We start from the raw sequence: 23209 nt of genomic DNA on the forward strand, positions 1-23209 counted from the left end.
ATGAACCACGCCCTGACCCGGGCCGCGATTGCCGCGGCCCTGACGTTCGCCGCCAGCGGCGCGCAAGCCGCCGACAAGCTTAAAGTCGGATTCATGCTGCCCTATAGCGGCACCTACGCCGCGCTGGGCAACGCCATCGAGAACGGCTTCAAGCTGTACGTCGCCGAACAAGGCGGCAAGCTGGGCGGGCGCGAGATCGAATACTTCAAGGTGGACGACGAGTCCAACCCCGCCAAGGCCGCGGAAAACGCCAACCGCCTGATCAAACGCGACCAGGTCGACGTGCTGATCGGCACCGTGCATTCGGGCGTGGCGATGGCGCTGGCGAAAGCCGCCAAAGACAGCGACACCACGCTCATCGTGACGAACGCCGGCGCCAACGCCATCACCGGCCCGTTGTGCGGCCCCGGCATTTTCCGCACCTCGTTCACCAACTGGCAGCCCGCGTATGCGATGGGCCCCGTCGCCTTCGCCAAGGGCCACAAGACGGCCGTCACCATCACCTGGAAATACGCCGCGGGCGACGAGGCGATCGGAGGCTTCAAGGAAGGCTTCGAGAAAGCGGGCGGCAAGGTGGTCAAGGAGCTAAGCCTGCCGTTCCCCAACGTGGAATTCCAGTCGCTGCTGACCGAGATCGCCGCCACCAAGCCCGACATGGTGTTCACCTTCTTCGCGGGCGGCGGCGCGGTGAAATTCGTGCAGGACTATCACGCCGCCGGACTGGGCAAGACCATCCCGCTGTACGGGTCGGGCTTCCTGACGGACGGCACGTTGCAGGCGCAGGGCGCGTCCGCGCAAGGCCTGCTGACCACGCTGCACTATGCCGACGGCCTGAATACGCCGCGCGACAACGCCTTCCGCGCCGACTACGCCAAAAACTATAACGCGCAGCCGGACGTGTATGCCGTTCAGGGCTATGACGCCGCGCAGCTGATGCAGTCGGGCCTGTCCGCCGTCAAGGGCGACTTTGCCAAGAAGGCCGACTTCCGCACCGCCATGCGCGGCGCCACGGTGGACAGCCCGCGCGGCCCCTTCACCTTGTCCGCGGCCGGCAACCCGGTGCAGGACATCTACCTGCGCCGCGTGGACGGGCTGGAGAACAAGGTCGTCGACGTTGCCATCAAGAAACTGGCCGACCCGGCCCGCGGCTGCAAGCTCTGACGCCACGTCGCCACAAGGAGGCCCCATGGACATCAGCATCCTGCTCATCCAAAGCCTGAACGCTTTCCAGTACGGCTTGCTGCTGTTCCTGGTGGCCAGCGGACTCACGCTGATCTTCGGCATCATGGGCATCATCAACCTTGCCCATGGCAGCTTCTACATGATTGGCGCCTACATGGCGTTCGCGCTGGGCCCGGTGGTTGACCGCTGGCTGGGCGGCGGCTTTGTCGCGACGCTTGTCGTCTGCGTGGCGCTGGCCGCCGTGTTGGGCTATTTCCTGGAAGCGGCATTCTTCAGCTACCTGTACCACCGCAACCACCTGCAACAGGTGCTGATGACCTATGGCCTGATCCTGGTGTTCGAGGAACTGCGCAGCATCCTGGTCGGCAACGACGTGCACGGCGTGCCGCTGCCCGCCTGGCTACAGGGCAGCCTTTCGCTGGGCGGCGTGATGACGTATCCCGTCTATCGGCTGTTCATCTCGGCGGTAGGCATCGCGGTGGCGCTGCTGCTGTACTGGGTGATTTCACGCACACGCCTGGGCATGATGCTGCGCGCGGGCGCCAGCAACCGCGAAATGACGGGATCGCTGGGCATCGACGTCAACAAGCTGTACCGATTGGTGTTCGCGGCGGGCGTGGCGTTGGCCGCGCTGGCCGGCACCATCGCCGCGCCCGTGTCGTCGGTGTATCCCGGCATGGGCAACGGCGTGCTGATCATTTGCTTCGTGGTGGTGGTGATCGGCGGCATCGGATCCATTCGCGGCGCGTTCCTGGCGGCGATGCTGGTGGGCTTTGTCGAGACCTTCGGACAGGTGCTATTCCCGTCCGCGGCGGGGGTTCTCGTCTACCTGCTGATGGCCTTCATCCTTCTTTGCAAGCCCGAAGGGCTGTTCAAGCCATGACAAGACTTCTTCCCTTCGCGACGCTGTTGGCGCTGGCCGCCTTCGCCTGGAGCGGCAGCGACTACTACACCGGCCTGGCGATCAAGGTCATGATCTACGCCATCTTCGCGCTGAGCCTGCAATTGCTGGTCGGCGGCGCGGGGCTGGTCAGCCTGGGGCACGCGGCCTTCTTCGGCATCGGCGCCTATGCGGCGGCGTTGCTGTCGCCCGAATCCGAGGCGGCCAGCCTCTGGTGGCTGCTGCCCGCGGCCTTGCTGGCGGCGGCAATCTACGCCGCGGTTACCGGCGCCTTGGCGCTGCGCACGCGCGGCGTGTACTTCATCATGGTGACGCTGGCGTTCGCGCAAATGGCCTACTACGTGTTCCACGATACAAAGATCGGCGGCGGCAGCGACGGCATCTACCTGTACTTCCGGCCCGAGCTGTCGATCGCCGGCCGGGTGCCGTTCGACCTGGGCAATGCAACGACCTTCTATTACTTCGTGCTGGCCTGCCTGGCGCTTTGCTGGGGGTTCCTGGCGCTGCTGCGGCGCTCGCCATTCGGCGCGGCGCTGGCCGGCATCCGCATCAATGAACAGCGCATGCGGGCGGCAGGCTATTCCACCTATCCCTACAAGCTGACCGCGTATGTCGTGGGCGCCACGCTGGCCAGCCTGGCGGGCTTCCTGTTCGCGCTGAAGGATGGTTTCGTCACGCCCGAGCTGCTGGCCTGGGAACAGTCCGGGCTGGTGCTGCTGATGGTGATCCTGGGTGGCATGGCCAGCCTGGGCGGCGCCGTGATGGGCACTGTGGCGCTGGTACTGATGCAGGAACTGTTCCAGTCGCAGGCGCTGTTCGGCGACTACGCCCGTCACTGGCACCTGCCGCTAGGCATCGCCATCATCGCATTGGTGGCGATGTTGCCTGACGGCATCGCCGGACTGCCCGCGCAATGGCGCCAGCGCCGCGAAGCGCGGGCGGCCGGCGCGCGCGCCGCCACGCCCACGGGCAGCGCCGTCCGGGCCCCGGCCCGCCTTCCTATCCAGGGAGAGCCCCATGTCTGACCTTCTCCTTGCCGCATCGGCCGTCACGCGCCGCTTCGGCGGCCTGACGGCCGTCAACGGTGTCTCGCTGGGCCTGGCCCGTGGCCAGGTGCATGCCGTCATCGGCACCAACGGCGCGGGCAAGTCCACGCTGATCAACATCCTGTCCGGAGAGATTGCGCCCAGCAGCGGCCAGGTCATGCTGGGCGGACGCGACATCACGGCGTGGCGGCAGCCCGAACGGGCGCGCGCGGGGCTTGGGCGCAGCTATCAGCGGTCCACCTTGTTCCCCGAACTCAGCGTATTCGAGAACTGCCGGCTGGCGGCGCAAGCCAGCCGCCAGCGCTTCTGGCACTGGTGGCGGCAGGCTTCGGATTGCCGGCGCAGCACCGAGCTGGCGCGCCACGCGCTGGAGCGCACGGGGCTGGCCGATGACGCCACGCGCGCCGCCGGCCTGCTGCCCCATGGCCGCAAGCGGCAACTGGAAATCGCCATGTGCCTGGCGGGCGAACCGCAGGTGCTGCTGCTGGACGAACCCCTGGCCGGCATGGGCCCCGAAGAAACGGACCGTATCCTTGACCTGCTTCAGACGCTGAAGGCGGGCCACGCGATTCTGCTGGTGGAACACGACATGGACGCCGTGTTCCGCATCGCCGAAACCATCACCGTGATGGTCAACGGCACCGCCATCGCCAGCGGCACGCCCGCCCAGATCCGCGCCAACGCGGAAGTGCGCACGGCTTACCTGGGCGAAGACCTGCGCGTGGATGCGCAAGGGGGCGTGCCATGCAAGCACTGATCGAAGCAGGCGGCCTGCACGTGTACTACGGCGCCAGCCATGTGCTGCGCGGCGTGGACATGCACATCGCACCGGGCGAATCCGTGGGGCTGGTGGGCCGCAACGGCATGGGCAAGACCACGCTGATCCGTAGCCTCATGGGGCAGGTAAAAAGCGCGCAGGGTCTCGTGCGGATCGGCGGCCGCGACTGCACGCATGCCCAGCCCCACACGATCGCGCGGTTGGGACTGGCCTATGTGCCCGAGGGGCGAGGCATCTTTCCCAACCTGAATGTGCGTGAAAACCTGCAAGTGGCGGCGCGTCCCGGTGTACGAGGCACACAGGCATGGACGTATTCGCGCGTGCTGGACACCTTTCCACGGCTGCGGGAACGGCTGGGGCACGGCGGCCAGCAACTGTCGGGCGGCGAACAGCAGATGCTGGCCATTGGACGGGCATTGATGACCAACCCCGACCTGCTGATCCTGGACGAGGCCACCGAAGGCCTGGCTCCGCTGATCGTGACGGAGATCTGGAAGATCATCCGCCAGATCCGTGCCACCGGCATGTCGGCCTTGATCGTGGACCGCAATTATCGTGCGGTGCTGGAACACACCGACCGTTGCCTGGTGATGGAAAAAGGGTTGATCGTGCAGGATGGCGATAGCGCGTCGCTGGCCCGGCAACCGGAGCAGCTGACGCGCTATCTGGGCGTCTAGGCCGTGTCGGCACGACCACGGCCCAGGGTGAATCGCCTTTAGATGATCGCTTCGATCAGGAATGGGCCACGGCGCTTGAGGCCGTCGGCCAGCGCGCGGGCAAACCCTTCCACCGTATCGACGCTGACCGCCTCCACGCCCATGCCGCGCGCCAGGTGCGTCCAGTCCAGGAAGGGTTCTTCCAGGTCCAGCATGCGGCGCGCGTTGCGGCCCGGTTCCTTCACGCCCACGTTCTTCATTTCGCCATGCAGCGTGGCGTAGGAGCGGTTGGCCAGGATCACCGTCAGGCAATTCAGGTTCTCGCGCGCCTGCGTCCACAGTGCCTGCAGGGTGTACATGCCGCTGCCGTCGGCCTGCAGCGTGATGACCTTGCGATCCGGGCACGCCACGGCGGCGCCGGTCGCCAGCGGCAAACCGATGCCGATCGCGCCACCGGTCAGCATCAGCCAGTCGTGCGGGGCGCTGCTGGCGCTGTAGATGGGGAACTCGCGGCCCTGCGTGATGGACTCATCGCACACGATGGCCTGTTCCGGCAAGGTGTGCGCGACCAGGATGTTCACGGCGGCGCCCGTCAGCTTGCCCGACGACGGCACCTCGTAATTGGCGGCCGGCGTGGCCAGGCGCGGCGCATCCGCGGCAATGCCCAATTCGTCGGCCAGCCATTCCAGCGCCTGCGCCAGATCCTGCTCGGCGGTCGCCAGCACGACCTGGTTGCTGTCGGGCGGGGCCAGCAGGCTAGGCTTGCCCGGATACGCGAAGAAGCCCACCGGCGCCTTGGCGCCCGCCAGCACCAGATGCTTGACGTCTTTCAGCTTGGCCACCGCCAGGTCGATCGGATACGGCAGGCGATCAACGGGCGTGCGGGCGCCGCCACGTTCGATACGGCGGTTGGACGTTTCCGACATCAGGCGAACACCGGTGGCGCGCGCGATGCGGCCGGCGGCCTCCAGCGCGCGCTCGCGCAGCGCGGCTCCGCCCAGCATCAGCACGGTGGTCTCGCCCGAGCGAATCGCCGCGGCAGCGGCGCGCACGGCGTCGTGCGACGTCAGGGCCAGGGCCGCGTCCTTTACTTGCACCGGGGCCGGCGCATTGTCCGGCAAGTCCGTCCAGGCCGCATCGGCGGGAAGAATCAAGGTCGCGATATTGCCCGGCGACCGGCGCGCCACGCCGATCGCTTCGGCGGCGTCCGCGGACACCTCGGCGGCGGTCATCGTGCGCTTGACCCAATGCGACATCGGGCGCGCCACGCCTTCAACGTCGCTGGTCAGCGGCGCGTCGTACTGCACGTGATACGTGGCGTGGTCGCCCACGATGTTGACCATGGGCGTACGGGCGCGTTTGGCGTTGTGCAGGTTGGCCAGGCCGTTGCCCAGGCCCGGACCCAAGTGCAGCAAGGTGGCGGCCGGTTTGTCGGCCATGCGCGCATAGCCGTCCGCGGCCCCCGTCACCACGCCTTCGAACAAGCCCAGCACGCAGCGCATCTTGGGCTTGCGATCCAACGCCGCCACAAAGTGCATTTCGGACGTGCCGGGGTTGGCGAAGCAAACGTCCACATCGTTGGCCAGCAAGGTATCGCAAAGACTGTCAGCGCCGTTCATGATTTTCCCTAGTCGTTTTCAAATGGCGATGCGGGCGCATGCGCGCCCGCCTGATATGCATGATAGGTAGCGTATCAAAAACACGATAGAGCCAGTTCCGCTTGCGGGGATGGAACCATTCCCGCGCCGCCCTCCGTGGCCCCTTCGTGTTCCGCCAGCCGGAATTAGCGTACCCGGGCGCGCGGCTAGGCCAGGATCTGCCCCAGGAACGCCTGCGCCCGCTCTGACCGGGGGGTGTTGAAGAAATTCTCGGGCGTATCGGCCTCGACGATGGCGCCCTGGTCCATGAACACGATCCGGTCGCCCACTTCCCGCGCAAACCCCATTTCATGGGTGACGCAAACCATGGTCATGCCGTCCCTGGCCAGCGTGACCATCGTGTCCAGCACCTCTTTGACCATCTCGGGATCCAGGGCGGACGTGGGCTCGTCGAACAGCATGATCTTGGGCTGCATGCACAAGGCGCGTGCGATCGCCACCCGCTGCTTCTGGCCGCCGGACAACTGGCCGGGATACTTGTCCGCGTGTTGCGGAATCCGCACCCGTTCCAGATAGTCCATCGCGCGTGACCGGGCCTCGTCCGCCGGCACGCCCTTGACCAGCAAGGGCGCCAGCGTGCAGTTCTCCAGCACCGTCAGGTGCGGGAACAGGTTGAAGTGCTGGAACACCATGCCCACTTCCGCGCGGATGCGCTCGATGTTCTTCACGTCTTCGTTGAGTTCGATCCCATCGACCACGATGCGGCCCTTCTGGTGCTCTTCCAGCCGGTTCAGCAGGCGAATCGTCGTGGACTTGCCCGAACCGGACGGACCGCAAAGGATCAGCTTTTCTCCGGGCGCAACTTCCAGCGCCAGATTGTCCAGCACCTGGAAGTCGCCATACCATTTGCTGACGCCCTGCATGGTGATGATGGGAGCTGCGGCATTCATTGCGTTCATCGTGTCAGGCCTTGGAAATATCGTGGTTCTCGCCGGCGCCGCTCCAGTAGCCCGGCACGGTCAGGCGCTTCTCGGAACGCCGGAACAGATACGACAGCACGCTGCACATGGCGAAGTAGATAACGCCCACCATCGTGTAGACCGTCAGCGCCTGAAACGTCGCGCCGGCCAGCATCTCGCCCGCCCGCATCAGTTCGTACACGCTGATGACGGCGACCAGCGACGTTTCCTTGATCAACACCAGCGCATAATTTCCCAGCGCGGGAAACACCGTTCGCAGCGCCTGCGGCAGCACGATGCGGCGCAGCCGCTGCACCTTGCGCAAGCCCAGCGCGCGGGCCGCTTCGTACTGGCCGGTGTCCACCGACTGGATGCCGCTTCTGAACAGCTCGGCCAGATAGGCGCCGAAGTTCAACGTCAGGCCCAGCACGCCGGCCACGAAACCGTTGATCACCACCCCCATCTCGGGCAGGCCGTAGTAGATGTAGAACAATTGCAGCAGCAGCGGCGTGCCCCGTATCACTTCGATGTAGAAGCGCGCGCCGCGGCTCAACAGCCGCGAGGGCGACAGGCGGCACAAGCAGACGACCAGGCCCAACGCCACCGCCAGGAAAGCCGAACAGAAAAACAGCGCCAAAGTCCAGACCGTGCCCTCGGCCAAAGGGGTCAGGTACATGCGCAGCGTAGCGAGATCCAAGTCGTGCTCCTTATCCGTGCCGTTGCGGCGCTTACTTGCTGATCAGGTCGGACACGCCCCACTTCTTCCCGATCGCCGCCATTTCGCCGTTTTTCCGCATCTCGGCCAATGCGGCGTTGACCGCCTCAAGCAGCGCGGTGTTGCCCTTCTGCACGGCCATGCCGACCTGCCACTTGCGTTGCGGCTGATAGCCGGTGTCCAGCTTCACGCCCGGGATGTTCTTGGTCTGGATCTGGTAGAGGATGCTGGGCGGATCCACGATGCCCAGGTCAATGCGTCCGGCGCGCACGTCGGCCAGCAAGGTCGAATAGTCCTGATAGGTGGTGACCTTGGTGCCCGGCATGTCCTTGATCATGTTGAACTGGACGGAGTCCACCAGCACGCCCACGCGCTGCCCCTGCATGTCTTCGAACCGGGCGTACTGCTTGGCTGCCTTGTCGCTGACCACGACGCCCTCGCCCCACTCATAGACCGGCACCGAAAAATCGATGGCGCGGGCGCGCTCCTCGGTAATGAAAAGCGGCGCGGACATGACGTCCGCGCGGCCCGACGTCAGCGTGGGGATCAAGCCCGAGAACGGCACGTCGGACAGCTTATCCGACACCTGCAAATGCTTGGCCACCCCAGCTGCCACGTCGACCATGATGCCTTCCAGCTGGTTCGATTTCGGGTTCTTGAAGCCATGCGGCGGCGCCGAAGCGGTGGTGACGACCGCCAGGCTTTTCTCGGCGCGCACTTCGTCAAGCGTGCGCGCCCCTGCGCCGGACTGGATCAGCAGGCTGGCCACGGCTGCGCCCAGCAGAATGGATTTGAATTTCATCGTTTTCCCCTTGGATGATTGAATGCCGCGGACGTGGCCGGCTCAGGCCGGGCGCCCGTCTGGGTACTGCTGCACCGCTACCGCCGCCAATGCGCAGAATTCCTGCATCACGGTGGCGGCCAGGAAGGCCGTGGCCCCCTGCACGTCTTGCGGCGGCGACACGGTGTTGACGTCGAACGCCACGAAATTCAGGCCGGCCAGCTGGCGCAGCAGCGCCAGCCCTTCCTTGGCCGACAACCCTCCCCACTCCGGCGTGCAGACGCCCGGCGCGCAAGAGGGGTCGAAGATGTCCATGTCGAAGCACAGGTAGACGGGGCGCTGGCCGATGCGCTGCTTGATGTCCGCCAGCGTCGCCTTCTGGTCCTGGTCGAAGTCATCGTAGGGCACGATCGTGTAGCCGACCTCGCGCCCGAACTCCAGCACCCCGGGCATGAAGGAACTGCCGCGCGTGCCGACGTGAAAGCTCGAGGCCACGTCCAGCAACCCCTCTTCCGCGGCCCGCGTAAAGGTGGTGGCCGTGTTGTAGCCGGGGATGGGATAGGTGTCGGTATGCGAATCGAAATGCAGCACGACGAAATCGGGATGGCGGCGCGCCACGGCGCGCAATTGCGGCAGCGTCACCGCGCCATCGCCCCCCATAGAAATCGGGATCGCGCCTGCGTCCAGGATGGCGCCAATGCCGGCTTCGATCAGCGGGTAGGACGCGTCGGGGTCGCCGGGATGGCAGGCAACGTTGCCCACATCGATGGCGCGCAGGAATTCGGGCGGGTTGTCGATGCCGTTGCGCCGGAAGATGTCGACGGGACGCAGCAGCCTGGACTGCTCGCGGATGGCGTCCGGCCCCTGCCGCGACCCGACGCGAAACGGGTGGGTGCCGCAGTCGAACGGAATGCCGACCACGCAGGCGCGCGCCTTGCCGGCCCCCGCCTCCCGCGCGGCCGGCAGGCCCATGAATCCGGCAACGGGATTGAAACTGACTTCAGATGACTGCGGCACAGCGCGGCTCCTGGCATGCACGGCCGGCGAATGGCCAGCCAAACTCTATTTAGATTTAGTCGAATCGCTAGGCGATACGGTCGTGTCGTAAATAGATTAGCAAGTAAGAACCCAGGCGGCCAATTAGGGAGTTCCCCCTAGAGGCAAAAAATTAGTCGACTAATTTAGTAGGCAATAGGCGCGCGGGCGCCGGGCGAACTGGCGCTGCGCCGGGCAACGGCCGCCGCACTGGAATGCGGCGCAGAGCGCGGCTCAGGCGTCGTCGTCGGCCAGCGGCATCGCGCCGCGCAAGGCGCCGCCGGGCGGCTCCATTTGATAGAACGGATGCGAACGGCCCAACGTGCGCGATGCGCTGATCGCATGCGCGGTTTCCACCACCTGCGGGCCGAAGACGGCTTGCGCCTGTTCAAAAGACCAACGGCTTGACGGGACGGACACATTCACGGCGCCCAATGGCGTGCCGCCGGCGTCCAGCACCGCGGCGCTGACGGTGATGTCGCCCGGGTAGAACTCGCCGTTGGAGCGCGCATAGCCGTGGCGCCGGGCGAAATCCAGTTCGGCCAGCAGGGCGTCCATGGTGGTGATCGTGTTTCCCGTATAGGGCTTGCGGTCACCGCGTTCCAGCAGGCTTCTTGCAACGGCCGGGTCCAGCTTGGCCAATACCGCGCGGCCGGCCGCCGTGCAATACAGCGGCAAGCGCATGCCCACCGGCATGTTCACGAACATTTCCTTGTGGGTGGCGAAACGCGCCACATACACCATGTCCAGCCCGTCCGGCTCCGCCAGGCTGCAGGTTTCCTGGCAGTTGCGGTTCAGCGTATGCAGGAACGGATTGCCGCCCAGCACCAGCGGACTGGTCTGCACATAGTTCATTCCCAGCTCCAGCGACCAGGGCGCCAGCGAGAATTTCTTGCTGATGGGGTCCTTGCGCAGATACCCGAGCGTCCACAGCGTATGGGTGAAGCGTTGCACCGCGCTTTTGCTCAAGCCCGTGGCATCGGCCAGTTCGGGCAGCGTCATGGCCGGCTGCCCTTCGCTGAATGCCCGCAGCAGCGAAATGCCACGCGCCAGCGCGGCAACGAACAGCGGGGAATCCTCGGGGCTTCGATTCAGGGTCATGGCACGCGGCGTGCAGAAGGAAAGCGCATAGCGTACCGCATAACGGTTTCCTTATATCGCAGAGCGATTGAGAATGCATGGGACGAAAAAAAGGCGCCCCGCGCGGCGGGCCGCCTTTCGTTATTGCCCCGGGGTTATTGCCCGGGTTATTGCCCGGGGTTATTGCCCACGCATCAGCGGATCGGCCACGGATACATGGCGCCGCCATTGCTCCACAACGCATTCGTGCCGCGCTGCAGGCCCAGCTTGCTGTCCTTGCCGACGTTGCGCTCGAACACTTCGCTGTAGTTGCCCACGGCCTTGATGGCGTTGTAGGCCCACTTTTCGTCCACCCCCATGTTCTTGCCGGCGCCGGGCGTCACGCCCAGGATGCGCAACACATTGGGGTTGTTGCTCTTCAACATCTCGTCCACGTTCTTCTGCGTGATGCCGTATTCCTCGGCTTCCAGCAGCGCGAACAAAGTCCAGCGCACGATACCCAGCCAGTTCTCGTCGCCCTGGCGCACCATCGGCCCCAGCGGTTCCTTCGAGAAGCGTTCGGGCAGGATTTCGTAGTCGTTCGGATTGGCGACTTGCGTGGCGCGCACGGCCGCCAATTGCGAGGCATCGTCGGTGAAGGCGTCGCAACGGCCGGATTCAAAGGCGCGCACGACTTCGGTCACCTTGTCGATCACGACCGGCTTGAATTCGATCTTGTTCGCGCGGAACCAGTCGGCCAGATTCAGTTCGGTGGTGGTGCCCGGCTGCACGCAGACGGTCGCGCCGTTCAGTTCCTTGGCGCTCTTGACGCCCAACTTCTTGTTCACCAGGATGCCCTGGCCGTCATAGAAGCTGGCCGCGACGGCGGACAGGCCCAGCGACGTGTCGCGCGTCTGGGTCAGCGTGACGGTGCGCAGCAGCACGTCGACTTCGCCCGATTGCAGCGCGGTGAAGCGTTGCTGGGTCGACAGCGCCGTGCCCTTGAATTTCGTCGCATCGCCGAATACGGCTGCGGCGACCGCGCGGCAGATATCCACGTCCATGCCTTCCCATTCCCCCTTGCTGTTGGTGGCGGAAAAGCCTGAGACGCCGTCGGTGAGGCCGCATTGCACGAACCCTTTTTTCTTCACCGCATCCAGCGTGGGGCCGGCGAGCGCCGCCTGGGACACGCAAGCCAGCGCCAGCGCGCCGGTTGCAAACAAGATGGACCGCTTCATGGTTGCCTCTCCTGAGATAGATGCCCGGGCAGCCTTGTAAGCCGTCCCGGCTGAAACCGAGCCCAGCGTTGTCGGGCCGGCCGCCAGATTACGACATGTCCACTGCGTGAACAACGCGATCGGGCCTAGAGGAAACCCGGGGGACTGCCCACCGGGCCACCTATCAGATTTGTCCGGTGATCGAACTTTATAGCGCCACCCCCTGCCGCTTGCCGCAGGCTTGCATGCCATACTTTTTTTGCGCCGGCGTCCGCTCAGCGGCATCGGCGCCGCAACAGAAAAGCCGATCGCGCCACAACAAAAATCCCGGGCGCGCATCGATACACGGCCGATTCATGGAGGAGACCAATCCATGGCACAAGCAAGACAATCGCAGCCTCGTCACGCCGCGACGCATCGCCACGCGGCAACGCCTCGTCGTACCGCCCTGAAAACCCTGTTGTTGTCCGCGCTAGCCGCAGCCGGCCTGAGCACCGGCCTGGCCCAGGCGGCGGACGACTGGCCCAGCAAGCCCATCAAGATCATCGTGCCGTACACGCCGGGCGGGTCCACCGACATCGTGACCCGCATCGTCATGGAAAAGCTGGGGCCGCGCCTGAAGCAGACGATCATCGTCGAGAACCGGCCGGGGGCCAACAGCAGCGTGGGCTCGGCCATCGCGGCCAAGTCGGATCCGGACGGCTACACGTTCTTGTCCATGCTGCCGGCCTACATCATCAACTTCCACCTGTACAAGCTGACCTACACGCCCGCGGACCTGACGCCGGTCGTGCAGATGGCCGACCTGCCGCTGTTCCTGTTCGTGGCGGAAGATCTTCCGGTCAAGACTGTGGCCGACCTGGTCGCCTATGGCCGCAAGAACCCCGACAAGCTGACCTACGCCTCCAGCGGCAACGGCTCCAGCGCGCACCTGACGGGCGCCGACTTCGCGTTGCAGAACAAGCTCACGATGACGCACGTGGCGTACAAGGGCAGCGCCCCCATCCTGACCGACCTGCTGGGCGGCCGCGTTTCCATGGTGTTCGACCCGATCCTGGTGCCGATGCAGTACGTGAAGCAGAACCGGCTGAAAGCGCTGGCCTTCACGGGCAAGGAACGCTGGCCCACCGAGCCCGGCATTCCCACCATGGAAGAAGCCGGCATGCCCGGCTTCGTGACCGGTTCCTGGGCAGGCCTGATGGCGCCGGCCGGCACGCCCAAGCCGATCATCGAACGCATGGCGCGCGAGATCGCCGAGATCGTCAAGGAACCCGACGTGAAGCAGAAATTCGTGGACGCGGGGTTCCTGCCCGTCAGCGGCACCACGGCGCAGTTCGCGGAACTGATGAAGACCGATTCGGCGCGCTATGCCGAAATCATCAAGCAGGCAGGCATCACCGTGAATTGAACGCGGACCCGGGCGCGGCAACGCGCCCGGCCCGATCGGAGTCCCCCATGATCAACAAGTTCATCGACACCCCCGAGGCCGCGGTCTCGGACATCCACGACGGCGCCACGGTGCTGATCAGCGGCTTTGGCGGCGCGGGCATGCCCACCGAACTGATCCATGCCCTGATCGACCAGGGCGCGCGCGAGCTCACGGTCGTCAGCAATAATGCCGGCAACCACGAAACCGGCCTGGCCGCCCTGATCAAGGCCGGCCGCGTGCGCAAAGTGATCTGCTCGTTTCCCAAGGCGTCGCATTCCTGGGTCTTCGACGACCTGTACCGCCGCGGCGGCATCGAACTGGAATGCGTGCCGCAAGGCACCATCGCGGAACGGCTGCGCGCGGCAGGCGCCGGCCTGGGCGGCTTTTTCACCCCCACCGCCTACGGCACCGAACTGGCCGCGGGCAAGGAAACCCGCATCATCGACGGCCGCGGCCACGTGTTCGAGACGCCGCTGCATGGCGACTTCGCGCTGGTCAAGGCCGACCAGGGCGACCGCTGGGGCAATCTGACCTATCACAAGAGCGCGCGCAATTTCGGGCCCATCATGTGCATGGCGGCCAAGACCACGATCGTGCAGGTGCGCGCCAAGGCCGAACTGGGCGACCTGCCGCCCGAAGCCATCGTGACGCCGGGCATCTTCGTCGCGCGCGTCACCGAAGTGGCCAACGCCGCCTTTTCCAGCTGAAGGAACCCACATGCATCGTCCCCTGACCCGCGAGGCCATGGCGCGCCGCCTGGCCCTGGACATCCCCGACGGCAGCTACGTCAATCTGGGCATCGGCATGCCGGTGCTGGTGGCCGCCCATCTTCCGCCCGGCCGCGAGATCGTGCTGCACAGCGAAAACGGCATCCTGGGCATGGGCCCGCCGCCCGCGGAAGACGCCGTCAACCTGGACTTGATCAACGCCGGCAAGCAGCCCGTGACGCTGCTCACCGGCGGCTCGTATTTCCACCACGCGGATTCGTTCGCGATGATGCGCGGCGGCCATCTGGACATCTGCGTCATGGGCGGCATGCAGGTCGCCGCCAACGGCGATCTGGCCAACTGGTCGCTGGCCAAGCCCGGCGAAGCGCCGGCCGTCGGCGGCGCGATGGACCTGGCGGTTGGCGCGCGCAGCGTGTTCATCATGATGGAGCACAACAGCAAGAACGGCGATCCCAAGATCGTCGAACGCTGCACGTATCCGCTGACGGGCGCCGGCGTGGTCGACCGCATCTACACGGACCTGGCCGTCATTGACGTCACCCCGGACGGCCTGGTGGTTCGGGATATGATCGACGGCATGACTTTGAACGAACTGCAAGCGCGCACGGGCGCGCCGCTGCGCGCAGGCTGATGACGCCCAATCTTCCCCCGCCCGGCTACGCCGCCCCGCTTGCGGCGGAAGACCATCCCGACCAGTTGCGCGGCGATCCGGACTACATGCTGACGCTTGCGCGCGGGCTACACGTGATCCGCGCGTTCGGCACGCGCCGGCATCCGCAGACCGCGGCAGAACTCAGCCGCCGCGCCGCGCTGCCGCGCGCCGTCGTGCAGCGCTGCCTGCACACGCTGATCTTGCTGGGCATCGCCGAACAGCATGGCCGGCTGTATGTGCTGACGCCTCGCATCCTGGGCCTGGGCTACGCCTACTTTTCGTCCACGCCGTTTGTCTCGCTGGCGCAACCGGTGCTGGAAGAACTAAGCGCCACCGTCAACGAAACCTGTGCACTGGCCATCATGGAAGGCCACGAGATGCTGTACCTGGCGCGTTCCGAAGTGAATCGCCTGCTTGCGACGTCGATGGGGCTGGGCAGCCGCTTGCCCGCGTATTGCACGTCGATTGGCCGCGTACTGCTGGCGCAATTGCCCGAGCCCGCGCTGGCGCGCTATTTCGCCACGGTCGACTTGCAACCCTATACGGAATTCACGCTGATCACCGAAGCGAAGCTGCGCGCCGAGCTGGTGCGCATCCGCGAGCAAGGCTACGCGGTGGTGGACCAGGAACTGGAATTGAACGTGCGCGCGATTTCGGTGCCCGTGCGGTCGGCCAGTGGCAAGGCATGCGGCGCCGTGAACGTCAGCGTCAAGGCGGCGCGGGTGCCCCTGAACCGGCTGACGGACGAGTTCCTGCCGCCCTTGCGGCAAGCTGTGGAGAGAATCGGGGAATTCCTGGTCGCGTGAATCGGATGCGCGATGGATTTTCGTGCGGCCCGGCCGGACATGATCCGCATCCGGGACGGGGCGTGCGTCATTCCCCGGCCCCTTGCGGCGGCTACAGGTCCGTCGTGTCCAGCGTGAACGCCGCGGCGGCTCGGCCGATGCGGTCGTTGACCGCGTGCCATGCCTCCGTGGCGGGTGGCGCCTGCACGATGATGCGCGCGTAACCCTGCTTGTCCAGATCGCGCAGCAGGCCATACAGCGCCTGCGCATAACGCGCCGGATCCGCGGGCACGGGATGCCACTGCAAGCGCGCGTCCAGCGCCTTGGGCGCCTCGCCATACGCCACCACCACGACCTTGCCTTCCGGCAAGTTGCGGCCCAGCGCCACGTCCTGCAAGCGCGCGTCCGACGCCAGCTCCAGCGGCGTTCGCGGCGCGTAGTGCGCTTTCAACGTGCCCGAGGCGCGCGGCGCGGCGGCATCCGGTGCGAACACCTGCACGCCCAGCACCGCTTCGATCTGCGCGGCGCTGATATGGCCGGGCCGCAGCAGCACGGGGCCGGCGCCGCGGTCCAGGCGCGACAGGTCCAGGATGGTGGATTCGATGCCGACTTCCGATGCGCCGCCTTCCAGCACGGGCATGCCGGCCGCGACTTCCTCGGGGAATTCATGGCGCACGTGTTCGGCACGCGTGGGCGATACCTGACCGAACTTGTTGGCCGACGGCGCAGCCACGCCGCCCTGCCCGTTCGGCTTGCCCGCGGCGAACGCCGCCAACAGCGCCTGCGCCACCGGATGCGAGGGGCAGCGGATGCCAATGCTGTCTTGTCCGCCGCTGACCGTATCGACGATGTGGGGCGCGCGCTTCAGGATCAAGGTCAGCGGCCCGGGCCAGAACGCGTCGATCAGCAGGCGCGCCTCGGGCGGCACCTGCGCCGCCCAGTACGACACGTCGCCTTGCGGCGCGATGTGCACGATGACGGGATGGTTCGACGGCCGCCCCTTGGCTGCATAGATCTTCGCTACCGCTTGCGGGCTTTCCGCATCCGCGCCCAGGCCGTAGACGGTCTCGGTGGGGAAAGCGGCCAGCTCGCCATCCAGCAAGCGTTGCGCGGCGTGGGCGATCTCCGCGGCGCTGGCGGAATCATGCGGGGGCAAGGAAGGCATTGGATCGTCGCGGCTTACTCGGGGGCGTCCATGCCCAGCGCGGCAGCCACGCGGGCGGCGTCGGCGCGAGCCTGGTCCAGGGTGGGCGCCACGATGGTGATGTGGCCCATCTTGCGGCCACGGCGGGCTTCCCGCTTGCCGTACAGGTGCAGCTTGGCGGTGGGCACCGACAACGCGGCGGCCCAATCGGGTTCGCGCTGCGTCGTCGCGGTCGAAGACGCATACCAGATGTCGCCCAGGATATTCAACATGACGGCGGGCGCCAGCAGCGCGGCGCTGCCCAGCGGCAAGCCGGCCATGGCGCGCGCCTGCTGTTCGAATTGGCTCGTGATGCAGGCGTTCATCGTGTAATGACCGCTGTTGTGCGGGCGCGGCGCGATCTCGTTGACGATCAGGCTGCCGTCCTTCAAGACGAAGAACTCCACGCACAGCACGCCGTGGTAACCCAGGCCTTGTGCGATCGACTGCGCCGCCTCGGTGGCGCGGGCCTGCCGTTCGGCGTGGGCCGCGTCCAGCTGCACCGGCGCCGCGGTGGACACCGCCAGGATGCCGTCGCGGTGCACGTTGCGCGCCACCGGGAACACCACGGCGGCGCCGTCGAAACCGCGTGCGATCACGACGGAGATCTCGTAATCCAGCGGCATCAGCGCTTCCAGCACGCAAGCCACGCCGCCGAATTCGGCGAAGGCGGCCAGCGCTTCTTCGCGCGTGTTGATGCGGGCCTGGCCCTTGCCGTCGTAGCCCAGGCGGGCGACCTTCAGGATGCCGGGGAACAAGGCATCCGGCGCCGCGCGCAGGTCGGCTTCCGCGCGGATCGCGGCGTGCGGGGCAACGGGAATGCCCTGCGACGCGATGAACGTCTTTTCGGTGATGCGGTCCTGCACGATCGCCACGGCGTCGGCCGCCGGGCTCACGCGGCAGCGCGTGGCCAACGTGCGCAGGCTTTCGGCGGGGACGTTCTCGAATTCGGTGGTGACGGCCTGACAAGTCTGGGCCAGCCGGGCCAGGCCGGCTTCGTCATCGTAGGCGGCCTGGATATGCAGGTCGGCCACCATGCCGGCAGGGCATTCGTCGGCCGGATCCAGCACCGCGACCTTGTAGCCCAGGCTTTGCGCCGCGTGGCAGAACATGCGGCCCAGTTGGCCGCCGCCCAAGAGGCCCAGCCAGCCGCCGGGGGCAATCAGGAAAGGAGTCGATTGAGTCATACGGATCAGGCCTCGGGCGGAACCTTCATGTCGCGGGCGGCTTGCGTCTGCCGCGCGCGGAACGCCACCAGCTTCTTGTGCAGGCCGGCATCGGTGCCCGCCAGCGTGGCAATTACATGCAGCGCCGCATTGGCCGCGCCCGCCTCGCCGATGGCGAAGGTGGCCACCGGCACGCCCTTGGGCATCTGCACGATGGACAGCAGCGAGTCTTCGCCACGCAGGTACTTGGACGGAACCGGCACGCCGAACACCGGCACTTCGGTCAACGCCGCCATCATGCCCGGCAAGTGGGCCGCGCCGCCAGCGCCGGCGATGATGCCGCGCAAGCCGCGACCATGCGCGGCCGCGCCGTATTCGGCCATGTCCTGCGGCATGCGGTGCGCGGAAATCACGCGCGCCTCGTAGGCCACGCCGAAGTCCTCCAACATGGTGACCGCGTGCTTCATGACCTCCCAATCACTGGAAGAACCCATAATCACGCCCACCACGGGGGTGGCCTCTGCCGCTGCGGAAGTCTTGGCTGTCATAACCGGTGTCAAAGAGGTAAGACCGCGGAACCTGCCGCGGAATGTCAAAGGGCCGCGGATTCGGTCCGCGAAACCCGGTATTTTACCCGGCGCGCGCGACAGCCTATGGCGCGGCCCTGGATGGCAGCCACAGATAGCTGTCGGGATTGTCCGGGCAAGGCCCGAAACCGCATTCCAGGGTGGTGCTGCCGACGTTGGCCAGCGTCATGATGAAAAACAGGGCCATGACGACGATGCCCAATGCCGAAACCGGTTTCTTCAGCATGCTGTCGCCCCATTTGCGGTCGGCGGACTGCATCACGACGCAGAAGACGATGATGGCGACAAAAGCGATGAACGCCCAGGTGTAGAAGTGCAGCCCCATGAACGGCGTGCCGTAGCCGGGATCGTCCGGGGCGATGTGCAGCAGCACCTGCCGGCCGGAGGCCACCATGCCGCCCAGCGACGCCGCGATGCTCATGCCGTAGTGCATGGGCGACGGCCCCACCCGCATGTTCAGCAGGAACCCCACGCCGGCCAGGATGAACGCCACGCGCTGCAGCAGGCACAGGGGGCACGGCAGCTCGTCATAAATGAACTGCCAGGCGAACGCCATGCCCAGCACGCCGGTGATGCCCAGCAGCGCCAGGCCATTCAGCACGCGTGAGCCGCGCGCCGGGTTGCGGGAGAAGATCATCGCCCCGCCCTTACCAAGACAGCGCCAGCGGACTGGTCATGTGGTAGTGGCACCAGGCAGCGAAGATCGCCAGCGTGAGCAGCCAGAACGTCACACACGGCCGGCGCTTTCCCAGCACCCCGAACCACACGGCGACCGATCCGGTCAGAAAGGGCAACATCATGATCATGCGGAAGACTCCTGTCGACGGCCGTCCTGCTAAGGCAGTCGACGAGTATAACGTAACAATACGAAATAATTGTTATCGATACCTTGAGCCGGGCGTAAAAAAACCCGCTCGGTGAGCGGGTTCTTCGGCGCGGGGAAGATCAGGCGATCGATCAGGCGATCAACCGGTCCAGCGCTTCGCGGTACTTGGCGGCCGTCTTTTCCAGCACGTCCTGCGGCAGGCGCGGGGCGGGCGGGGTCTTGTCCCAGGTCTGGGTTTCCAGCCAATCGCGCACGAACTGCTTGTCGAACGACGGCGGGCTGATACCGACACGGTAGCCGTCGGCCGGCCAGAAGCGCGACGAATCCGGCGTCAGCACTTCGTCCATCAGGTGCAGCGTGCCGTTGTCGTCCAAGCCAAATTCGAATTTGGTGTCGGCGATGATGATGCCCTTGGTCGCGGCGAACTTGGCGGCTTCGGCATACAGCTTGAGCGTGACGTCGCGGATGCGCTCCGCCAATTCCTGGCCCACTTCCTTGACCACGTGTGCAAAGTCCACGTTTTCGTCGTGCATGCCGAATTCGGCCTTGGCGGCGGGCGTGAAGATGGGTTCGGGCAATTGGCTGGCCTGCTGCAGGCCGGCGGGCAGCTTGATGCCGCAAATGGCGCCGGTGGACTGGTAGTCTTTCCAGCCGGATCCGATCAGGTAGCCGCGGGCGACCGCTTCCACGAGAATCGGCTTCAGGCGCTTGACCACGACGGCGCGGCCGCGCACCTGATCCACTTCGTCCGGGGCCACCACGTCTTCGGGCTTCACGCCCGTGGAGTGGTTCGGCAGGATGTGAGCCAGCTTCTGCAACCAGAATTCGGTCAGCTCGGTCAGCACCTGTCCCTTGCCGGGAATGGGATCGTCAAGAATCACGTCGAAGGCGGAGATACGATCCGACGCGACGATCAGCAACTTGTCGTCGCCCACCGCGTACATATCGCGCACCTTACCGCGGCCCAGCAGCGGCAAGGACTTGATGCTGGATTGATGCAAAGCAGAAGTCACGGGAATGGCCTATGGCAAAAATGAAGATTCCCGCCTCGGGCAAGCGCCAGGGCGGGAAGTAGAACGAAATCGGAAACTGCGCGGGCACGCCGCATGACGCGCGAGCCCGGGAAAGCGCATAGATTACTGCAAATATGTCCGCCTTGCCGGGCGGCGGGGGCCGGGTTAGGCTCTGATTCCCAACACACTATTCGCACCGGCCGCCCCTGGGCGTCACGGCGCAGACCTTACGTTCGGAGACAAAGTCGTATGCAGGATGCTTCCCTCAAACGCCCGCCCGCCGCCGACGCGCAGGTGCACCTGACTGGCGGTTGCCAATGCGGCGCCGTCCGTTACGCCGTCACCGACGAGCCCATCACCGCCGCCACCTGTCATTGCCGCGACTGCCAGTATTCCAGCGGCGGCGCTCCGGCCCATGCGCTGATCTTCCCAGCTGGCTCCGTCACGATGCTGCGCGGCCAGGCCAAGGAACACCGCTACAAGGGCGATTCGGGCCACACCGTCATGCGCAGCTTCTGCGCCGCCTGTGGCACGCCGCTGTTCGGCGGCTCCGAGGGGATGGGCTATGAAGTGGTGCGGGCGGGATCGCTGGACGATCCGGAGGCCTTCCACGCCAAGGCCAGCCTGTGGACCAGCTCGGCCCCGTCCTGGCACCACGTGGACCGCGGCATCCCGCACTTTCCCCAAAACGGCCCCGCCGCCTAGGCATTCGCCATCGCGGGGTAAAAACCGCGAAAAAAGAAAGGGGCGGGTCCATTCGGACCCGCCCCTTTGCACTGCCGGACCGCCGCCCGAAAGCGGCGGCGCGGAAGATTTACTGCACCACTTGCGAGAGCTTGCCCGACGCGTATTGCGCGGCGATGTCGCTCAAGGGCAGCGCGCGGATCTTGCTGGCGTTGCCGGCCGTGCCGAATTCCGTGTAGCGGGCCACACAGATTGCCTTGGCGGCGGCGCGGGCGGGCTTCAGGTATTCGCGCGGGTCGAACTTTTCCGGATTCTCGGCAAAGAAGCGGCGGATCGCGCCGGTCATGGCCAGACGGATATCGGTGTCGATATTGATCTTGCGCACGCCGTACTTGATGGCTTCCTGGATTTCCTCGACCGGCACGCCGTAGGTTTCCTTCATGTTGCCGCCGAATTCACGGATCTCGGCCAGCAGTTCCTGCGGCACGCTGGAGCTGCCGTGCATCACCAGGTGGGTGTTCGGCAGGCGGGCGTGGATTTCCTTGATGCGGGCAATCGACAGGATGTCGCCGGTGGGCTTGCGCGTGAACTTGTAGGCGCCGTGGCTGGTGCCGATGGCGATGGCCAGCGCGTCCAGTTGCGTGCGGCGCACGAAGTCGGCGGCTTGTTCCGGGTCGGTCAGCAACTGATCCATGGTCAGCTTGCCGTCGGCGCCGTGGCCGTCTTCCTTGTCGCCTTCCATGGTTTCCAGCGAACCCAGGCAGCCGAGCTCGCCTTCAACCGTCACGCCCAGCTTGTGGGCGATGTCCACGACCTTCTTGGTGACGTCGACGTTGTAGTCGTAGTCAGCGATGGTCTTGCCGTCTTCTTTCAGCGAGCCGTCCATCATCACGCTGGAGAAGCCCAGGTCGATGGCGCCTTGGCAGACCTTCGGCGACTGGCCGTGGTCCTGGTGCATCACGACGGGGATGTGCGGATAGGATTCCACCGCGGCCTGGATCAGATGCTTCAGGAAACCTTCGCCCGCATATTTGCGCGCGCCGGCCGAGGCTTGCATGATCACCGGGCTGTCGGTCTCCGCAGCGGCTTCCATGATGGCCTGGACCTGTTCCAGGTTATTGACGTTGAACGCCGGAATGCCGTAGCCGTGCTCGGCGGCATGGTCGAGCAACTGGCGCATGGAGACTAGGGCCATGAGTGGTCCTCCTAAGACTGTCTATTGAAAGATGGTTGAAGTCCTGCTGAATGGAGTGATTTTACGGGGGAATCGCGGAAAGGTCTTGCAACCGGCCGTATCCGGTCCATTCAGGGGATGGCAGACCGGCGCGCGGCGTGGCGGGATCCCCCGGAAGAATGAGGGGCAAGCGGGGCGACCCGGCCGCCCCGCTCCGCTGCCGCGCCGGGCCGGGCGTGGCATGGAAACGGTTCACGCTGCCGATGTACTGCGCCGCAGGCAGCGTCTTGCCATAGTCGTAGCCTTGGCGCAGCACCGGCTCCAGGTCGTCGTCGCCCAAGGCCTGGCCGGTCAGGCCCAACCGCGTGTCCACCGACAGCACGATATTGCCGGCCAGCACATTGGCGTGGGCCAGGACGAACGCGTCGTACTCGATGTCCGGCGGCGTGCCGTCCACGACCTCGTGGCCCAGTTCGCGGCACAACGCCGCGGCACGCTCGACGGCGGCGACGCACTCCGGCGCCACGGGCACGCCGTTGAACGCGCTGCGCCACACGATGATGCGCATCTTGCGCGGCGGCTTGGCCAGCAGTTCCAGATAGGCCGCGGCGGCGCCCCCGCTGGATCCGCCCGATGAACGCGTGGGATCCCAGGGGTTGCGGGTGGGACCGCCATTGCGCGCGGCCTCGGTGTTGGGCGCCATGCAGAATTCAGGCACGGTGGTGCGCGCGAACGGAACCAGGCCGGCGGCTTCGAAGCGGTCGGCCAGGGTGGCCAGCGCCAGCCCGTCCAGCGCCTGATACTCGGTGTCACGCATACTGCTTACTCCAGGTTGAGGGGTCCGACAGCGCCTCCGGACCGGGCTTGTTCCAGGCCTTGCCCGGCACCGAATCGATCAGGCGGCGCGTGTATTCATGTTGGGGGTGATAGAAAATCGTGGCCGCGCGGTCCAGTTCCACCAATTGCCCTTGCCGCATCACGGCGATGCGGTCGCAGATCTGGGCCGCGACGCGCAGGTCATGGGTGATGAACAGCACGGACAGGTCGACCCTTCG

At 66.0% G+C, this 23209-nt stretch carries 25 protein-coding genes and 1 pseudogene; 10 read left to right on the forward strand and 16 right to left on the reverse strand.

The window, feature by feature from the left end; all coding sequences use genetic code 11:
- Genes CQ050_RS22700 through CQ050_RS22720 form a run of 5 tightly spaced genes read left to right on the forward strand, consistent with a single transcriptional unit; the run spans position 1 to position 4584 of the window.
- The gene (locus tag CQ050_RS22700) at positions 1-1161 is read left to right on the forward strand and encodes an ABC transporter substrate-binding protein (RefSeq protein ID WP_105559081.1); all 1161 of its coding nucleotides are present in this window, start codon (positions 1-3) and stop codon (positions 1159-1161) included.
- Between the two features lie 25 nt (positions 1162-1186).
- Complete coding sequence (locus CQ050_RS22705; protein WP_105559082.1) at positions 1187-2065, forward strand: branched-chain amino acid ABC transporter permease; 879 nt, start codon at positions 1187-1189, stop codon at positions 2063-2065.
- A complete protein-coding gene (locus tag CQ050_RS22710; protein ID WP_105559083.1) occupies positions 2062-3108 on the forward strand; it encodes a branched-chain amino acid ABC transporter permease in 1047 nt (348 codons plus the stop codon). Before CQ050_RS22705 ends, CQ050_RS22710 begins: the two co-directional genes overlap by 4 nt.
- Positions 3101-3886 carry an ABC transporter ATP-binding protein gene (locus CQ050_RS22715; protein WP_105559084.1) on the forward strand — a complete coding sequence of 262 codons (786 nt, stop codon included), beginning with the start codon at positions 3101-3103 and terminating at the stop codon, positions 3884-3886. The genes CQ050_RS22710 and CQ050_RS22715 overlap by 8 nt, the downstream gene beginning before the upstream one ends.
- Positions 3874-4584, forward strand: a complete 711-nt coding sequence (locus CQ050_RS22720; RefSeq protein ID WP_105559085.1) for an ABC transporter ATP-binding protein — start codon at positions 3874-3876, stop codon at positions 4582-4584. The genes CQ050_RS22715 and CQ050_RS22720 overlap by 13 nt, the downstream gene beginning before the upstream one ends.
- A 38-nt stretch (positions 4585-4622) precedes the next feature.
- Here CQ050_RS22720 and CQ050_RS22725 read toward each other — a convergent pair whose 3' ends face one another.
- From CQ050_RS22725 to CQ050_RS22755, 7 genes are all read right to left on the reverse strand, one after another.
- The gene (locus CQ050_RS22725; protein WP_105559086.1) at positions 4623-6182 is read right to left on the reverse strand and encodes an acetolactate synthase large subunit; all 1560 of its coding nucleotides are present in this window, start codon (positions 6180-6182) and stop codon (positions 4623-4625) included.
- A gap of 185 nt (positions 6183-6367) precedes the next feature.
- Entirely contained in the window at positions 6368-7120 is a 753-nt protein-coding gene (locus CQ050_RS22730) for an amino acid ABC transporter ATP-binding protein (RefSeq protein ID WP_105559087.1), read from the reverse strand.
- A 4-nt stretch (positions 7121-7124) separates the two neighbouring features.
- On the reverse strand, positions 7125-7817 hold the full coding sequence (locus CQ050_RS22735; protein WP_006222809.1) for an amino acid ABC transporter permease: 693 nt from the start codon (positions 7815-7817) through the stop codon (positions 7125-7127).
- Positions 7818-7848: 31 nt separating this feature from the next.
- On the reverse strand, positions 7849-8637 hold the full coding sequence (locus CQ050_RS22740; RefSeq protein WP_105559088.1) for an ABC transporter substrate-binding protein: 789 nt from the start codon (positions 8635-8637) through the stop codon (positions 7849-7851).
- A 42-nt stretch (positions 8638-8679) separates the two neighbouring features.
- Positions 8680-9588: an arginase family protein gene (locus CQ050_RS22745; RefSeq protein ID WP_105559150.1), complete on the reverse strand. Its 909-nt coding sequence runs from the start codon at positions 9586-9588 to the stop codon at positions 8680-8682.
- A 297-nt stretch (positions 9589-9885) separates the two neighbouring features.
- Positions 9886-10752, reverse strand: coding sequence for an IclR family transcriptional regulator (locus CQ050_RS22750; RefSeq protein WP_105559089.1), 867 nt, complete (start codon positions 10750-10752; stop codon positions 9886-9888).
- 173 nt (positions 10753-10925) lie between these two features.
- On the reverse strand, positions 10926-11948 hold the full coding sequence (locus tag CQ050_RS22755; RefSeq protein WP_105559090.1) for an amino acid ABC transporter substrate-binding protein: 1023 nt from the start codon (positions 11946-11948) through the stop codon (positions 10926-10928).
- Between the two features lie 352 nt (positions 11949-12300).
- Between CQ050_RS22755 and CQ050_RS22760 the strand changes: the two genes are divergently transcribed.
- The 4 genes from CQ050_RS22760 to CQ050_RS22775 are packed head-to-tail and all read left to right on the forward strand — an operon-like array spanning position 12301 to position 15542.
- The gene (locus CQ050_RS22760; RefSeq protein WP_105559091.1) at positions 12301-13335 is read left to right on the forward strand and encodes a tripartite tricarboxylate transporter substrate binding protein; all 1035 of its coding nucleotides are present in this window, start codon (positions 12301-12303) and stop codon (positions 13333-13335) included.
- A 47-nt stretch (positions 13336-13382) separates the two neighbouring features.
- Positions 13383-14063, forward strand: coding sequence for a 3-oxoacid CoA-transferase subunit A (locus CQ050_RS22765; RefSeq protein ID WP_105559092.1), 681 nt, complete (start codon positions 13383-13385; stop codon positions 14061-14063).
- Positions 14064-14073: 10 nt separating this feature from the next.
- A complete protein-coding gene (locus tag CQ050_RS22770) occupies positions 14074-14715 on the forward strand; it encodes a 3-oxoacid CoA-transferase subunit B (RefSeq protein WP_105559093.1) in 642 nt (213 codons plus the stop codon).
- Entirely contained in the window at positions 14715-15542 is an 828-nt protein-coding gene (locus CQ050_RS22775; RefSeq protein ID WP_105559094.1) for an IclR family transcriptional regulator C-terminal domain-containing protein, read from the forward strand. The genes CQ050_RS22770 and CQ050_RS22775 overlap by 1 nt, the downstream gene beginning before the upstream one ends.
- 91 nt (positions 15543-15633) lie before the next feature.
- Here the strand turns inward: CQ050_RS22775 and CQ050_RS22780 are convergent, their stop codons facing one another.
- The 6 genes from CQ050_RS22780 to CQ050_RS22800 all read right to left on the reverse strand — a co-directional run bounded on the left by CQ050_RS22780 (position 15634) and on the right by CQ050_RS22800 (position 20296).
- Positions 15634-16686 carry an L-threonylcarbamoyladenylate synthase gene (locus tag CQ050_RS22780; protein WP_105559095.1) on the reverse strand — a complete coding sequence of 351 codons (1053 nt, stop codon included), beginning with the start codon at positions 16684-16686 and terminating at the stop codon, positions 15634-15636.
- Between the two features lie 14 nt (positions 16687-16700).
- Positions 16701-17891 carry a 5-(carboxyamino)imidazole ribonucleotide synthase gene (locus tag CQ050_RS22785; RefSeq protein ID WP_105559096.1) on the reverse strand — a complete coding sequence of 397 codons (1191 nt, stop codon included), beginning with the start codon at positions 17889-17891 and terminating at the stop codon, positions 16701-16703.
- A 5-nt stretch (positions 17892-17896) separates the two neighbouring features.
- Positions 17897-18418, reverse strand: a complete 522-nt coding sequence (gene purE / locus CQ050_RS22790) for a 5-(carboxyamino)imidazole ribonucleotide mutase (protein ID WP_199196903.1) — start codon at positions 18416-18418, stop codon at positions 17897-17899.
- Positions 18419-18521: 103 nt separating this feature from the next.
- Entirely contained in the window at positions 18522-19094 is a 573-nt protein-coding gene (locus CQ050_RS22795) for a disulfide bond formation protein B (protein ID WP_105559097.1), read from the reverse strand.
- Between the two features lie 10 nt (positions 19095-19104).
- A complete protein-coding gene (locus tag CQ050_RS31025) occupies positions 19105-19263 on the reverse strand; it encodes a DUF5993 family protein (protein ID WP_169272715.1) in 159 nt (52 codons plus the stop codon).
- Between the two features lie 151 nt (positions 19264-19414).
- Positions 19415-20296 (reverse strand): phosphoribosylaminoimidazolesuccinocarboxamide synthase, encoded by an 882-nt coding sequence (locus CQ050_RS22800; RefSeq protein WP_006222795.1) that lies wholly within the window; start codon positions 20294-20296, stop codon positions 19415-19417.
- Positions 20297-20545: 249 nt separating this feature from the next.
- On the opposite strand from CQ050_RS22800, the gene CQ050_RS22805 reads away from it, so the two are divergent.
- On the forward strand, positions 20546-21001 hold the full coding sequence (locus tag CQ050_RS22805) for a GFA family protein (protein WP_105559098.1): 456 nt from the start codon (positions 20546-20548) through the stop codon (positions 20999-21001).
- Between the two features lie 109 nt (positions 21002-21110).
- On the opposite strand, the gene fba is transcribed toward CQ050_RS22805, so the two are convergent.
- From fba to CQ050_RS22820, 3 genes and pseudogenes are all read right to left on the reverse strand, one after another.
- Complete coding sequence (gene fba, locus CQ050_RS22810; protein ID WP_105559099.1) at positions 21111-22175, reverse strand: class II fructose-bisphosphate aldolase; 1065 nt, start codon at positions 22173-22175, stop codon at positions 21111-21113.
- Positions 22176-22236: 61 nt separating this feature from the next.
- Positions 22237-22971: an amidase family protein gene (locus CQ050_RS22815; RefSeq protein ID WP_233214242.1), complete on the reverse strand. Its 735-nt coding sequence runs from the start codon at positions 22969-22971 to the stop codon at positions 22237-22239.
- Positions 22964-23200, reverse strand: a pseudogene (locus CQ050_RS22820) (microcin ABC transporter ATP-binding protein); the annotation flags it as partial. The gene CQ050_RS22815 and the pseudogene CQ050_RS22820, both read right to left, overlap by 8 nt.
- Positions 23201-23209 lie beyond the last annotated feature (9 nt).

It is taken from the genome of Achromobacter sp. MYb9 (genome assembly GCF_002975275.1).
Lineage (GTDB): Bacteria > Pseudomonadota > Gammaproteobacteria > Burkholderiales > Burkholderiaceae_B > Achromobacter.

Bases quoted from the DNA above. Each gene is read 5' to 3' on its own strand.
- CQ050_RS22700 (WP_105559081.1), top strand. From the start codon at position 1: ATGAACCACGCCCTGACCCGGGCCGCGATTGCCGCGGCCCTGACGTTC.
- CQ050_RS22705 (WP_105559082.1), top strand. From the start codon at position 1,187: ATGGACATCAGCATCCTGCTCATCCAAAGCCTGAACGCTTTCCAGTAC.
- CQ050_RS22710 (WP_105559083.1), top strand. From the start codon at position 2,062: ATGACAAGACTTCTTCCCTTCGCGACGCTGTTGGCGCTGGCCGCCTTC.
- CQ050_RS22715 (WP_105559084.1), top strand. From the start codon at position 3,101: ATGTCTGACCTTCTCCTTGCCGCATCGGCCGTCACGCGCCGCTTCGGC.
- CQ050_RS22720 (WP_105559085.1), top strand. From the start codon at position 3,874: ATGCAAGCACTGATCGAAGCAGGCGGCCTGCACGTGTACTACGGCGCC.
- CQ050_RS22725 (WP_105559086.1), bottom strand. From the start codon at position 6,182: ATGAACGGCGCTGACAGTCTTTGCGATACCTTGCTGGCCAACGATGTG.
- CQ050_RS22730 (WP_105559087.1), bottom strand. From the start codon at position 7,120: ATGAACGCAATGAATGCCGCAGCTCCCATCATCACCATGCAGGGCGTC.
- CQ050_RS22740 (WP_105559088.1), bottom strand. From the start codon at position 8,637: ATGAAATTCAAATCCATTCTGCTGGGCGCAGCCGTGGCCAGCCTGCTG.
- CQ050_RS22745 (WP_105559150.1), bottom strand. From the start codon at position 9,588: ATGGGCCTGCCGGCCGCGCGGGAGGCGGGGGCCGGCAAGGCGCGCGCC.
- CQ050_RS22750 (WP_105559089.1), bottom strand. From the start codon at position 10,752: ATGACCCTGAATCGAAGCCCCGAGGATTCCCCGCTGTTCGTTGCCGCG.
- CQ050_RS22755 (WP_105559090.1), bottom strand. From the start codon at position 11,948: ATGAAGCGGTCCATCTTGTTTGCAACCGGCGCGCTGGCGCTGGCTTGC.
- CQ050_RS22760 (WP_105559091.1), top strand. From the start codon at position 12,301: ATGGCACAAGCAAGACAATCGCAGCCTCGTCACGCCGCGACGCATCGC.
- CQ050_RS22765 (WP_105559092.1), top strand. From the start codon at position 13,383: ATGATCAACAAGTTCATCGACACCCCCGAGGCCGCGGTCTCGGACATC.
- CQ050_RS22770 (WP_105559093.1), top strand. From the start codon at position 14,074: ATGCATCGTCCCCTGACCCGCGAGGCCATGGCGCGCCGCCTGGCCCTG.
- CQ050_RS22775 (WP_105559094.1), top strand. From the start codon at position 14,715: ATGACGCCCAATCTTCCCCCGCCCGGCTACGCCGCCCCGCTTGCGGCG.
- CQ050_RS22780 (WP_105559095.1), bottom strand. From the start codon at position 16,686: ATGCCTTCCTTGCCCCCGCATGATTCCGCCAGCGCCGCGGAGATCGCC.
- CQ050_RS22785 (WP_105559096.1), bottom strand. From the start codon at position 17,891: ATGACTCAATCGACTCCTTTCCTGATTGCCCCCGGCGGCTGGCTGGGC.
- purE (WP_199196903.1), bottom strand. From the start codon at position 18,418: ATGACAGCCAAGACTTCCGCAGCGGCAGAGGCCACCCCCGTGGTGGGC.
- CQ050_RS22795 (WP_105559097.1), bottom strand. From the start codon at position 19,094: ATGATCTTCTCCCGCAACCCGGCGCGCGGCTCACGCGTGCTGAATGGC.
- CQ050_RS31025 (WP_169272715.1), bottom strand. From the start codon at position 19,263: ATGATCATGATGTTGCCCTTTCTGACCGGATCGGTCGCCGTGTGGTTC.
- CQ050_RS22805 (WP_105559098.1), top strand. From the start codon at position 20,546: ATGCAGGATGCTTCCCTCAAACGCCCGCCCGCCGCCGACGCGCAGGTG.
- fba (WP_105559099.1), bottom strand. From the start codon at position 22,175: ATGGCCCTAGTCTCCATGCGCCAGTTGCTCGACCATGCCGCCGAGCAC.
- CQ050_RS22815 (WP_233214242.1), bottom strand. From the start codon at position 22,971: ATGCGTGACACCGAGTATCAGGCGCTGGACGGGCTGGCGCTGGCCACC.